This window comes from Streptomyces sp. GbtcB7, from assembly GCF_019091445.1.
In the GTDB taxonomy this organism is placed as follows: Bacteria; Actinomycetota; Actinomycetes; order Streptomycetales; family Streptomycetaceae; genus Streptomyces; species Streptomyces mirabilis.
The window spans coordinates 51445-63213 of sequence record NZ_JAGXJM010000052.1; the positions used below are offsets into that span (position 1 = coordinate 51445).

General features: G+C 66.7%; 10 protein-coding genes and 4 pseudogenes. 8 read left to right on the plus strand and 6 right to left on the minus strand.

The genetic code is table 11. The features are described from left to right. Positions 1 to 6: 6 nt before the first annotated feature. On the minus strand, positions 7 to 2748 hold the full coding sequence (locus tag KVT44_RS49030) for a helix-turn-helix transcriptional regulator (RefSeq protein ID WP_217574930.1): 2742 nt from the start codon (positions 2746 to 2748) through the stop codon (positions 7 to 9). 130 nt (positions 2749 to 2878) lie between these two features. Between KVT44_RS49030 and KVT44_RS49035 the strand changes: the two genes are divergently transcribed. Next, complete coding sequence (locus KVT44_RS49035) at positions 2879 to 3088, plus strand: hypothetical protein (protein WP_217574932.1); 210 nt, start codon at positions 2879 to 2881, stop codon at positions 3086 to 3088. A gap of 185 nt (positions 3089 to 3273) precedes the next feature. Here the strand turns inward: KVT44_RS49035 and KVT44_RS49040 are convergent. Beyond that, positions 3274 to 3968 (minus strand): annotated as a pseudogene (locus KVT44_RS49040) (IS5 family transposase); the annotation flags it as partial. 210 nt (positions 3969 to 4178) lie between these two features. Between KVT44_RS49040 and KVT44_RS49045 the strand changes: the two are divergent. After that, positions 4179 to 4410: pseudogene (locus KVT44_RS49045) on the plus strand (ATP-binding protein); the annotation flags it as partial. Between the two features lie 20 nt (positions 4411 to 4430). Here KVT44_RS49045 and KVT44_RS49050 read toward each other — a convergent pair. Together KVT44_RS49050 and KVT44_RS49055 are read right to left on the minus strand one after the other, a co-directional pair. Continuing rightward, complete coding sequence (locus KVT44_RS49050) at positions 4431 to 5129, minus strand: hypothetical protein (RefSeq protein ID WP_217574934.1); 699 nt, start codon at positions 5127 to 5129, stop codon at positions 4431 to 4433. A gap of 258 nt (positions 5130 to 5387) precedes the next feature. Then, complete coding sequence (locus KVT44_RS49055; RefSeq protein WP_217574936.1) at positions 5388 to 5816, minus strand: PHP domain-containing protein; 429 nt, start codon at positions 5814 to 5816, stop codon at positions 5388 to 5390. A gap of 401 nt (positions 5817 to 6217) precedes the next feature. Here KVT44_RS49055 and KVT44_RS49060 point away from each other — a divergent pair, with 401 nt between their 5' ends. Genes KVT44_RS49060 through KVT44_RS60340 form a run of 3 tightly spaced genes read left to right on the plus strand, consistent with a single transcriptional unit; the run spans position 6218 to position 7049 of the window. After that, a complete protein-coding gene (locus tag KVT44_RS49060) occupies positions 6218 to 6709 on the plus strand; it encodes a DUF2975 domain-containing protein (protein WP_217574938.1) in 492 nt (163 codons plus the stop codon). Beyond that, positions 6709 to 6930 carry a helix-turn-helix transcriptional regulator gene (locus KVT44_RS49065; protein ID WP_030724363.1) on the plus strand — a complete coding sequence of 74 codons (222 nt, stop codon included), beginning with the start codon at positions 6709 to 6711 and terminating at the stop codon, positions 6928 to 6930. The genes KVT44_RS49060 and KVT44_RS49065 overlap by 1 nt, the downstream gene beginning before the upstream one ends. Beyond that, complete coding sequence (locus KVT44_RS60340) at positions 6927 to 7049, plus strand: hypothetical protein (RefSeq protein WP_268256125.1); 123 nt, start codon at positions 6927 to 6929, stop codon at positions 7047 to 7049. Before KVT44_RS49065 ends, KVT44_RS60340 begins: the two co-directional genes overlap by 4 nt. A gap of 61 nt (positions 7050 to 7110) precedes the next feature. On the opposite strand, the gene KVT44_RS49070 is transcribed toward KVT44_RS60340, so the two are convergent. Then, positions 7111 to 7836, minus strand: coding sequence for a DNA ligase (locus KVT44_RS49070; RefSeq protein WP_254650925.1), 726 nt, complete (start codon positions 7834 to 7836; stop codon positions 7111 to 7113). Between the two features lie 247 nt (positions 7837 to 8083). On the opposite strand from KVT44_RS49070, the pseudogene KVT44_RS49075 reads away from it, so the two are divergent. Next, positions 8084 to 9005: pseudogene (locus KVT44_RS49075) on the plus strand (Ku protein). Between the two features lie 196 nt (positions 9006 to 9201). Then, the gene (locus tag KVT44_RS49080; RefSeq protein ID WP_217574940.1) at positions 9202 to 9744 is read left to right on the plus strand and encodes an RICIN domain-containing protein; all 543 of its coding nucleotides are present in this window, start codon (positions 9202 to 9204) and stop codon (positions 9742 to 9744) included. Positions 9745 to 9941: 197 nt separating this feature from the next. Here KVT44_RS49080 and KVT44_RS49085 read toward each other — a convergent pair whose 3' ends face one another. Continuing rightward, the gene (locus KVT44_RS49085; RefSeq protein ID WP_217574942.1) at positions 9942 to 10484 is read right to left on the minus strand and encodes a DapH/DapD/GlmU-related protein; all 543 of its coding nucleotides are present in this window, start codon (positions 10482 to 10484) and stop codon (positions 9942 to 9944) included. Between the two features lie 102 nt (positions 10485 to 10586). Here KVT44_RS49085 and KVT44_RS49090 point away from each other — a divergent pair. Further along, positions 10587 to 11499: pseudogene (locus KVT44_RS49090) on the plus strand (IS982 family transposase). Positions 11500 to 11769 lie beyond the last annotated feature (270 nt).

The window sequence follows — 11769 nt, forward strand, 5'->3', positions numbered from 1 at the left end:
CAACCCCTACGACAAGCCCAGGGTGTCCCAGGTCCAACGGCCGGCGGGTGTGCCGTCGAGATCGAAGCCCCACCGGCCGACAGGTGCGGTGACAGGCGCTTCATCGACGTCCCGGGCTGGTATCCGGCTGAACACCTGTCGGGCGGCCTCGACCTGCCCAACCTCTTCGAGGCTTTCCAACAGCCAGGCGGCGCCGTCCGGATCGGTGACATCAGTGTCCGACGCGGCACGGTGCGCAAGCAGCGCCACGGCCTCATCCATCCCCATCTCGTCGAGGAGGGTGATCAGCTGCCCCACGCTTTCGGGGTCACGCACGTCTGTACGGGCAGCCACGTCCCGGTCAAGCAAGGTAGTGATCTCGGCTTCCATATCGAATTGATGGAGGAACTCGATCAGCTCAGCGAGAGGCGCGGGATCCGAGATGTCAGTTTCCTCCGCAGCTCGCGTGGCCAGGGCGGTGAACTCCGCGTCCCGTTGGTGGGCCAGCAATGTGCGCAGCAACAACGACACGGCGTCCGGATCCGAGATGTCCGCGAAGGTGGTGGCGCCTCGGTCGAAGAGGGTGTGCACGGCTTCCGTCTGATCAAGTTGGTCGAGGACATTGACAAGCCAAGCTACGGCTTCTGGGTCATAAAGGTCGACGTGCTTCTCCGGCTGGCGACGCAGCAGGACGGTGATCGCCTCATGCAGACCCTCCTCCCGCAACGCGTCGAGGAGCAGCCACACGTCGGTGGTGTCGCCGATGTCGATCGACGCTGCCGCCCGGACCGCCAAGATACTGGCGGCAGTTGGGTTGTAGGCGTTCAGTTCCGAAAGCAGGGCCGGCGTGAACGCCATGTCCGAGGTGTCGGCCTCGCGAGCGGTGCGGCCAGCAATCACGTGGTACGCCTCGTCGAGGCCCAAAGTCCGCAAGGTTTCCAGCAGATCGACACTGGCACCGGCGTCGGTCGCGTCCCCGACCTTCGCCGCACGGGCTGCCAGCCGGGCCGCGGCAACGTCCTGTCCAGCTGCGCGTAGCCGTATAAGGAGATGGGCGACCGACTCCGCGTCATCACAGTCGACATGGTTCTCCGGCATGCGCCGTATCAGTGCGGTCATCGCCGTGTGTCGGCCTGTTTCGGCCAGTACCTCGACGAGAAGCCGTACACCGTCCGGGTCGTGCAGAGGAGTATGGCGGGCGGCCCACACGCTGCCGTGCGCCTGAGGGTCCTTGTCGTCGTCGAGAAGCTCGGCTAGGGCGTGGGCGCAGGTCGGGTGACCGACGAGCACGGCCTTGTGCCATAGGCGTACCGCCTGTGTCAGATATCCGTGGTCGCGCGCTGTCGTGGCAAGCTCTACGAGGTCGTCCGCATCTCTCGTGTGAGCGAGCAGGGCGTGCCACACAGAGGGCGTCCCAGCCCGGTCCTTGTGCTGAGGGCGGACATGCTGAACGAGATAGTCGGCCGGTTCATACAGGGCCTCGCCGGACCGGGTGAGCGGTCTGTGCATCGCCGTCAGCGTATGCCGTATGTCAGTGCGCCGTCCGTCGTCGCGTTCCCCGGTGTTCAGGGCCTTCAAAACGCCGTCAGCCCAGGCCTCATCGCTCGGACGCCGACGCGGGTGCAACGCGCCGGCGGCAGCGTCTGCGAGTAACCCGGCGGGCAGCGGACTGCGGTGGCCGAGGTGTCTCGCGTCGAGAGCCGCGGTCACTACTGCGTGTTCCACATGGCTGAAGTGGCTGCCTGGACCGCTTTGGTAGGCGGCGAGGAGTGCGGGCCCTCCGCTGAGGTGCTGCACGACGAGGCCATCAGCGGCTCCCGCCCTTAGCGCGTCAGCAAGTCGACGATCACCGTCCACTTCTGCCGCCTGCGCCATAGTGTGCCACTGAATCAGTTCGGCATCGGAGAAGTGGTCGGGCACCATGACCCTGCGCGCCGCGGAACAGTCCAGCAGCCCGCGGACCTGCCCATGCGGATCCCCTGTGCGACCGGGTCGTGCCAGCTCCTCCCAGTAGGGATCGGTCCAGAGGGTTCCCACTGCCACGAGGCCGGGGGTCGTGACCAGCCGCTGCCGCAGCTCGGCCGCTGCCTGCTCCGCATCGTGGCCGTAGAAGAAGCGCTGGGCCTCGTTGAGCCAGAGGACTGTGCCGGGATCGAACAGCGCCCGTAGCAGGAGTTGCAGAAGGTCACTGGAGCCCGACGGGCGCAGGAGCCGCCGGTGAGGCGCGAGATCGGCCAGAGCTTCGAACAGCGCGCGGGTCTTTCCGGTGGCCGAGTCCCCCGTGAGCATCACGAGCACCGATTCTCCGCCCGACAGGGCCGGTGCCAGATGCGTGCGGATCTCGTCGTCGTGCCGTCTGGGCATGTAGGGCGTGAGGAATGGATAACCACCGGGGTCGGGGACCGCCAGCACGGCACGGTGCACTTCGAGAGCCTGAGCGCCGACATTGGCAATGAGCTGTTGGTGGACGTCCGCCCCGGTCCGGTCCACGGCAACCACAGAGGGAGGCTGTGGAGGCCGGGAGTCTTTCCAAAGATCGTGCAGCTCATCGAGGACTTTGGGACCGACACCGAAGGCCTTCGCGATCGCGGCGACCGTGCCCCACGACGGGTGCGTGGGTCCGTGGTTCAGGGCTTGGCTGAGCGTGGTGCGCCCGAGCCCAGCACGCAGGCGAAGTTGCTGCATCGACAGCCCGGATCGCCCGCGCAGATCCTGCAGCCGCTCCCGCAGCTTCGCCAGGTTCCGAGAGGATGCCTCGTCGCTCTCCACGTCAACTCCCCGCCCGTTAGCGCTCCCACACCGTTCGGTGCTGTTCATTCTCGTCCACCCGAACCGCGGCGAACACGGACATCGGCAAGGTCTGGTGCGAGGCAGAGTCGCACTGACGAAGGAGTTCTCGATGTCCCTTGCGTTGCTGGCCACCATGACAATCCTGGCCGTGACCGTGTCCCTGATCGTCTCCGCCCTGACCGGCGCGGTGGCCGCCCTTCTCGCGCGTGCGGACGGTGCGACGCCAGCTGCTGCTCTCATCCGGGCGGGCATCGCGTTCGGAGCCACCCTCTCGCTGATCGCGGTCTTGGTGACCACGGTGGCGGGACTGTTGAACTGAAGTTCGGTGACGCCTATGCCTGTCCGTCCCAGCTGATCGACAGTGGTGACTCGGCCGCGGACGGCAGGCGGGGACTGTCGTCAGACTGGGTGGCCCAATGACAGATCATGCTCAAACATGCCTCATGTGCCTAACAGGCGTGTAGGCCGACTACCAGCGCGTTCGTTTGACAGCCCTAGATAATCCTTGCGGTTGGCCCGCTGATTCTTCGGCTCGGGGACGGTGTGCTTGATCTGGCGTCGTCGCAGGTAGCGGCGGTTGCGGCGGGAGGAGTACGCCTTGTCGCCGCCGAGGTGGTCTGGCCGGGTGCGCGGGTGCCCGCCGCCCGGTCGGTCGACGCGGATGCGTTCCATGACCGGGATGAGCTGCGGGGCGTCGCCGCCCCACTGGCCCGGAGTGATCAACAGGGCCAGTGGGCGGCGTCCGCCCTCACCGGCGAGATGGATTTTGCAGGTCAGGCCGCCCCGGGAGCGTCCCGAGCTTTTCGTCGGGGCGGTGCTGCCGGGGCGTGCGTCTTTTCCCGGCAGCCGCGGCGGTGTCCTGCGCGCTCCGGCGGCGTGCTGGTGGGCCCGGCAAGTGGTGGAGTCCACGCTCACCATCGACCAGTCGATGCGGCCTTCCGTGTCGGCGTCGGCCAAGACGGCCGCGAAGATCCTGTCCCATGTGTCGTCCGCCGACCAGCGCCGGTGCCTCTCGTACACCGTCTTCCACCTGCCGAAACGCGCAGGCGATCCCGCCACGGCACCCCGGTGCGCTGCCGGAACAGAATCCCGTTGACCACCCTGCGATGGCTCTCCCAACGACCGTCGCGCTGCCCGGACTTCGGCGATTGCGGCTTCAGTCGGGCCCACTCTTCGTTTGTGAGATCTCCCCGCCCCATGACCATGTCAACGAACCGAGACCGAGACGGTCACAAGATCCGCCGGACAGGCCCTAGCCGCGGCCCACCGGGTCGGCGCCCTGACAGCGGACGCGGTCGCGCTGGAGGCCCGCAAGGCCGCCGAGGGCGAGACCTTCACCGAGCTCGCGAAGGCCGCCCCGGCCCGTCCCGTCCAGCCGCAGGAGGAGACCGGCGGCACGGTCACCTTCCAGGGGCGCTGAGCTGCTGTTTCAGGTTCTGACGGAACGCGAGGAGAAAGAACAGCGTCGCCATCGCTTCGAACGAAAGTTTCAGCGGGTGGACGAAGACTTTCACCGATCCGCGGCTCTGCGCGGCCATCGTCGACCGGCTGACGTTCAACGGCGCGATCATCCAGACCGGCACGGAGTCTTATCGCCTTGCCCATACCAAAGCTCAGGTCCAGCAGGCCGCCGCCGGTTGAACCCTGTGTCGTGGAAGGCTTCAGCTGGAAGAGGCTCGCTGCCCAGGTCCCAGCCCGAAGCGAGTGGCGATACGGTCCGCCAGCTCGGACGCAGAGGCTGTCCCGTCGATCACGGTTGTGTCGAGACCGTGGAGTGGGGCCTGCCTGCGGACTTCCTCGTCCCAGAGAGCGTCGCGGGCCAGGCGTTTGGTGAAGGTGTCCGTCGGATCCTCGCTGCCCCAGTTGGCCCGAGTGCGAGTGGGATCCGCATAGCGGTTGGCAAGTGCGTTCTTCCTGAATGCGGGAGTGGGAAGGAGGAAGGCGGCCTGGTCCGGTTGGCGCAGCAGCGGCGCCAGGTGACGAGGCAGGATCCCGAAGTAATCGACCAGGATGATGCGGTCGTCAGACAGGGCGAGGAGAACGTCGACGACGAAGCCGACGGTTTCGCCGTGCAGGCTCGGCATTGCCTGGAACACCTGGTGCGGGGTGCGGTCGTGCCACATGGCTCCGGGCGGCAGGTTCCGCAGGGCGGCAAGGTGCGGGTGGCGTTGCGGAGTGCACCGGTCGAGCCAGCCGCGTTCTGCATGATCGCCTCGGTAGACCGCAACGCCATACCGGTCGGCCAGTAACTGGGTCAGCATGCTCTTGCCGGCACCCGTGCCGCCGACGATCCAGCGCACGTGCGCAAGTCGCTCTTCGAGGGCACGGAAAGTCTCGGCATCCGAGAATGCGAAGGTCATGCCCATATGGTCGTGGTCGCGACGCAAAAATTGCAGTGTTGTTCTCCAGCGCCAGCAGCATGAATATGAAAGAGAGAGCACCCGTCAGCTGGCCTCCCATCACACGAAACAGCCTCCACACGCCCCCAGTCACTCTCCTTGGGACGTACTCATCACCTGCGCTCGGCGCACGCTCCGCCAGGCGCCTCATGGCCTCGCAGAGGCCCTCACAAGGGGGAACACGGCAACAGTGCGGGTCATGTCGCGCTCTATGCGACATCAATTCTCATCAACATTGATCAAGCAGAAGCGCCGTGAGTGACTTCCGAACTCGTGTCGAAACGACATCCACGAGAAGTGACACAGCCATGCCCAGCCGGCCGCGTTCTGCGCGAGCAGGGTGATCCTCAGCGGCGGCTCCACCACGTGCGCGCCGACGCGGACCGGCGTCCGGGACCGGTCGCCTGACGGGGTGGGCGGCGCGATCGGGGCCACGGCGACGTCCACGCCGAAGCGGGGCCGCAGGCCCGCGGCGGCTGCGGCCTTGGCGAAGCGGACCGTGCCCGCGACGGTGTCCCGGTCGGTCAGGGCGAGCGTCGTCATCCCGCGCTCGACGGCGCGCTGGACGAGGACATGGGGGAGGGCGGCGCCGTAGTGGGCGGAGTAGCCGGAGGCGACGTGCAGATGAGTAAATCCACGGCTCCGCACCTCCTGTCTCCGCGTGTCCCTCTCCTGACCTGTGACCTCTCCAGGTATCCACCATGACTCATAATCGCGCAAGTGTTCGAACAAGCGAACGGATCGCCCCGGCTGTTGTGGTCGGGTGTTTGTGACTGTTCGCGGCAGGTGGCGGATGTTCACGCTGGCTGGCGAAGGCCCCGAGTCGACCACCGGAGCTGCCGCGACTTGTCGAGATAGGTGACACCTGATCTTGATGGTTGACACGCAGGGGACTTCGACAAGATCAAGACGGTTCACGCAACCGCCACGCCATGAGAGACGGCGGCGTCCCGCCACCGTGCGAACCTGCCGCCACTCTCCGACCCAGCCCTTGTTTCACCTATCGAATCTCGATAGATTCCCATCGTCATTCGATGGAAGGATGGGCCGTGGGAAAGCTGACAGTGCGTGCGCTGCGCGCCGTGCTCGTGGTGGTGTTCGCCGGCACCGTGTTCGTAGAGGCAGGGATGGTGTGGGCGTTGGTGAGCGGGAGCGACCCGGAGGACGGGTCGCTCCCGCTGACCGCGCTGCGCGTGATCACGATCCTGGGCATGGTGTCGGTCCAGGTCGCCCTGGTCTGCGTATGGCGGCTGGTGACGATGGTGCGACGCGGAACCGTGTTCTCCCACGCCGCCTTCCGGTACGTGGACGGCGTGATCGGCGCGATCGTGGCGGCTGCCCTCGTGTGGTTCGCGGTCACGGCCGTCAATGCGACGGGCCAGCGGGACGACCCGGGCGTCACCGTCATCATGGGCGGGGTTGGCGTGGCCATCCTGGGGGTCGCGCTCATCGTGCTCGTGCTGCGGATGCTGCTCGTCCAGGCCGTCGCGCGCGACGGCGAAGCGGCGCAGATGCAGGCCGAGTTGGACGAGGTGATCTGATGCCGATCGCCGTCGACATCGACGTGATGCTGGCCAGGCGGAAGATGTCCGTGGGCGAGCTCGCGGACCGCGTGGGGATCACGCCCGCCAACCTGGCGGTACTCAAGAACGGCCGCGCCAAGGCGGTGCGCTTCGCGACGCTCGCCGCGCTTTGCGAGGTGCTCGAGTGCCAGCCGGGCGACCTGTTGCGCTGGGAGGCCGAGGACGCCGCAGGTGGATGACATGTCCTTCCAAGATCATGGAGTTCTCGACGCCCGTGCTCCTCGCGATCGAGGGCGACTGTGGGCTCACCGAGCCGCAGGCCCGCGTTCTGTGGATCGCGCTGCGCACCGCCACCTGAAGCAGCTCGCGCCGCATTCCCGCCCGCCGTGAGCAACGCGATGGCTGGACCTCATTGGCGCTCATCGCAGGCGTAGCGGGGTCACGACGGCGTGGCGGGTGGTGCCCGCGAGGACTTCCACGACGGCGAGGCCGGATGGAATCCTGGTGTAGGTCTCACCGGTGTCTGTGCGGCCCTGTTCTACTCGACCGGCCGCAATCAGGATCTGCGCAATCTGCGCAGCGAGCGGCGCGGACAACGGCTGCGTGAGTGCGGTACGTCCGTTCGCAAGACGTACCGCGAGCGCGCGGGGCCGGGTCTTCGGCCCGGTGTAGCCGACCACATCGGCATCGACAGTCTCGGCATGCCGGATCTTCTGCCATCCCCCGGTGCGGCCGGCCCGGTAGGGAGAGCTAACACGTTTCGCCACGATGCCTTCGACGCCCTGGATCGGGGTGGGCGCGGGCAGTTCTGCCAGGAGGTTGAGGAGGGCTGCGCGGCGCTCGTTGTACGGCCGTGCTCGTATGCCCCCGGTCGGCGACGGGAGTTGCAGGGCGTCGAAGGCGATGTAGTGCGCGGGACGCTGGACGGCGAGGCGGCGGGCGCGGGTGGGGGAGGAGGCGGCTCGGGCCTGGGCGGCCTCGAAGCTGATCCGTCCGTCCTCGGTGGTGATGACGGCCTCGCCGTCCAGAACCGTCCCCGCTGGGAGATGCAGGCCGGCGAGGGCGAGGTCGCCCCATGCGGCGGTGACGTCGCGTCCGGAGCGGGCCTGCAGCCGGACCCCGTCGCCGGTCCGCCACGTGATCATTCGGTGGCCGTCCACTTTCACCTCGAAGCTCCAGTACGGACTGGGCCAGGGCGACAGAGACGGGCCAGTCCACCCGTCCAGCCTGCGGCGATGTCAGTGGCGGCGCGCGGCGGCGTCGTCGGGAAGCGGGCCGTGTCGGAGGCTCCTAGGCTGGTGGGGCTCGGGGTTGTCGTGGAGGTCTGTGATGCCCTGACCGCTGTGGAGCGGCGCCATTTCCTTTGGCCTGGTGACCATTCCGGTGAAGCTGATGAGCGCCACCGAGGACCGTTCGGTCCGTTTCCATCAGATCCATACGGAGGACCTGGGCCGGGTGCGGGTGCGCAAGTTCTGCGAGGCGGAGGACCGCGCGGTGTCCGCGGGGGAGATCGACAAGGGGTTCGAGGTCTCCAAGGACACGCTGGTCGCCATCACGGACGAAGAGCTGGAGCAGATGCCGCTGCCGACCGCGAAGGCGATCGAGATCGTCGCGTTCGTGCCGGCCGCGTCGATCGACCCGGGCGGTTGAGCGGCGACAGCTACTTCCTGCAGTACGACGGCCCCGTCGCGGCGAAGCCCTACGTGTTGATCGCCCGGGCGCTGACTCGCAACACGAAGGTGGCCGTCGCGAAGCTGGCGTGGCACGGGCGGGAGCGCCTAGTGCTGCTGCGGGTGAGGGACGGGGCACTGGTCGCGCACGTACTCAAGTGGGACGAGTGCGCGACCCCTCCGAGCTCGCGCCGAAGGAAGCCAAGGTCACGGACTCCGAGATCGACGAGGCCCTGCTGCTGGTCGACTCGATGACGACGGACGACATCTCCGGCTAGCGGGACGAGTACCGGAAGGCACTCGAGGCGGTCATCGAGGCGAAGGCCGAGGGCCGACAGCCGCCCAAGCCGAGCACCGAGGCCGAGGAGCCGGGCGGCAAGGTCGTCGACCTGATGGCCGCCCTGCAGGAGAGCGTCCGCAAGGCTCAGGCCGTACGCGGCGAGGACGCCGGCGATGCCGAGGTCCACGAGATGCCGAAGAAGACGGCCACGACCAGGAAGACGGCGACGAAGGCGCCCGCCAAGAAGACGGCGAAGAAGAAGACGGCGAAGAAGAAGACGGCGAAGAAGAAGACGGCGAAGAAGAAGACGGCGAAGAAGAAGACGGCGGCGAAGATGCCGGGGCGGGGGCAGCGGGGCGCCTAGGGCGTGTCTCCTTGATGTGTGGGCGCGTGGCCGGAACCGATCAGTCCAGTTCACCCGCAGGGGTGGCAGGTGCGCTGGGTATCGGCCACACCGGTTGGTCTGCCCTTTCCTCATGCCATCGACAGGGAAGCCTGAGCGGTGCTGACCAGCGGCGAGCGTTGCGAGCTGGCGCGTCCCACGAAGGAGAAGAGGCCACGTGATCGGCACCATGATGAGGTTCCTGCGACGGCCGACAGCAGCTGTAGCCAGCGCAGCGGCCGTCCTTGCCTCCATGATCGGAGTAGCGCAGCCCGCGCAGGCGTCCCCGGCTTACCACCTCGTTCAGATCAAGACGTCCACGGGCAAGTGCCTGACCATCAGGAACCAGAGCACCAGCGACGGCGCTTCGCTTGAACAGAACCGGTGCCAGAATCTTCCCGCCCAGCGCTTCAAGAGCATGAACGATGGCGTCGCGAACCCGACCCACGAGATCAGGACGTTCGCGGACAAGTGCCTGACTATCTACGGCGCATCCGGGGGTAACGGGATCACTTGGCCGATCATTCAGCAGGAGTGCAGGGAGGGTTCCTTTCATCAGCGCTTCACGTACTTCGCCGAGTACGGTCGGCCGGGCATCGGGTTCAGGTCGTTGTCCATGGGGCTCTGCTGGACCGTGACGGGCGTCAGCGACGGTGCCAGGATCGAGGGCGATGCTTGCGACGGGTCTGACTCTCAGCGCTTCACACTCGTCGATGTGTGAGGCCGCGCCGCTGCTCACCCACAGCGACACGGTCCCCCTAGATGATCAATTCCAAGGGGTCAGTGATCGTCTGGGTTGAGCGAGCGCAGGGCGTCTTGCCCGCTGGACTGGATCCAGTTGCCTCGGGGCGGGGCGCCAGGCTTCCATTGGGGCTGATGCTGCCGTAGCCGGGGCTCGGCCTGGCCCCGGAGAGGTCGTCACCACCGTCGGTGCACGGATGCCTTACTACTGGTCACCAGGCTTGCCGGCGGAACGTCATCGGCCACGACCGCGCCAGCGGCGACCACGGCATCACGGCCAATGCTGACGCCGGGCAGGATTGTGGCACCGGCACCGATCCACACGTTCTCCGCGACGTCGATGGGTGCGCCGGTGAGGTACAGCCGCCGCTCCTCGGGATCAACCGGGTGGCCGCTGGTGATGAACGTGACCTTCGGGCCGATCATCACGCGCTCGCCGAGCCGGATGCCGGCGTAGTCCAGGAACGTGCAGTTCTGGTTGATGAACACGCGCTCGGCGAGGTCGAGGTGGAGGCCGTGGTCCGTGTAGAAGGGCGGATAGATCGTGACTCTCGGTGGCAGTGACTTGCCGAGGATCTGTTCGAACAGTTCAGCCTTGCCCGCTTCGTCCTCGAAAGGCAGGACGTTCAGGCGGGAGGTGAGCTCGGTGACCCGCAGGACCCTCTCGGCCATGGCCTGGAACTCGGCGCTGTGGATGCGCATGAGGCGGTCGCTGGACATGCCGCGATCCTTTCTGGTGTACCGGTGAGTGGTAGGACTCAGTAGATGATCAATTTCAAGGGTGCCTGCGGAGACGAGAACGAGGGCGTCCAGGATTGTTTTGTGACGAACAACCTGGACACCCTCGCGACGGCACTCTATGCGACGACCGACGACCTGCTGAGGGAGTGTCCGGATCTGGCGCCGTGGCGGCCGGCCGTGGGGATCGCGCCGCAGCTCACAGATGCCGAGCTGGTCACCCCGGCGATGATGCAGGCCATGCTCGGCTTTACCTCCGAGGCCCGATGACTGCGGCACGCCCGCGCCCATCTGCGCCACCTCTTCCCATACCTGCCCCAGCAGTCCGGCTACAACAAGCGGCTACGCAGGGCCGCCGAACTCCTGCGCAGGGTCTCCCGGATACTGGCCACCAGCACCTCGGTGTGGAGCGACGACGTATGGGTCGTGGATTCCACCCCGCTCGAATGTGGCCGCTCCCGCGAGACCGCCAAACGCTCCGACCTGGCCGGATAGGCCGAATACGGCTACTGCGCCAACCACAGCCGCTTTTTCTGGGGCCTGCGCCCGCACCTGGTCTGCACCCTCCAGGGCCTGCCAGTCGCCTTCGCCCTGACCGGAGCCAAGGCCGACGAACGCGAAACCCTGCAGGGCCTGTTCGCGGACGAACCCCACCTCCTCGCCGCCCGCCCCGGCCAGACATTGATCGCAGACAAGAACTACTTCGGCCGCGACTTCGAACGCGAACTCGCCCAGGAGAATCGAGTTGCTACGCCCCACCCGCAAGCGCGAACCACAGCGGCCCGGCGGATCCCTGTTCAAGCCGTTACGGCAGGTAATCGAGTCGATCAACGAGACCTTCAAGGGGCAGCTCGACCTCGAACGACACCGGGGACGCACACCCCGCGGTGTCCTCACCCGCGTCACGCAGCGAATACTCGCGCTCACCGCCGCGATCTGGCACAACGACCGCACCGGACAAGACACCCTCCGCTCGCTCACTCCGTACGATCACTGACCCCTTGGAATTGATCATCTAGGTGATACTGGTCAATGCGTGAAGCCTCTCGGTACCCGGGACCTGTTCTTCGCAGACCTGTTCCTGCCAGGGGCTTCTCGCGTATCTGATGCCGGGTCAAGCCTGTCTGATGTCCCTAGTCAGGAAGATCTCGGATCTGTCGGACGGGCGGCATACTCTGAGCCCCATCCGTACTATCTGGGAGAGTCATGACAAGTAGGTTCACCGAGTTGGCCGTTGACTGCCACGATCCGGAGAGGCTCGCGGCCT

Excerpts from the sequence above, each read along its gene's own strand:
- KVT44_RS49085 (WP_217574942.1), bottom strand. The coding sequence starts at position 10,484 with ATGTCCAGCGACCGCCTCATGCGCATCCACAGCGCCGAGTTCCAGGCC.
- KVT44_RS49065 (WP_030724363.1), top strand. The coding sequence starts at position 6,709 with ATGCCGATCGCCGTCGACATCGACGTGATGCTGGCCAGGCGGAAGATG.
- KVT44_RS60340 (WP_268256125.1), top strand. The coding sequence starts at position 6,927 with ATGACATGTCCTTCCAAGATCATGGAGTTCTCGACGCCCGTGCTCCTC.
- KVT44_RS49035 (WP_217574932.1), top strand. The coding sequence starts at position 2,879 with ATGTCCCTTGCGTTGCTGGCCACCATGACAATCCTGGCCGTGACCGTG.
- KVT44_RS49070 (WP_254650925.1), bottom strand. The coding sequence starts at position 7,836 with ATGATCACGTGGCGGACCGGCGACGGGGTCCGGCTGCAGGCCCGCTCC.
- KVT44_RS49050 (WP_217574934.1), bottom strand. The coding sequence starts at position 5,129 with ATGACCTTCGCATTCTCGGATGCCGAGACTTTCCGTGCCCTCGAAGAG.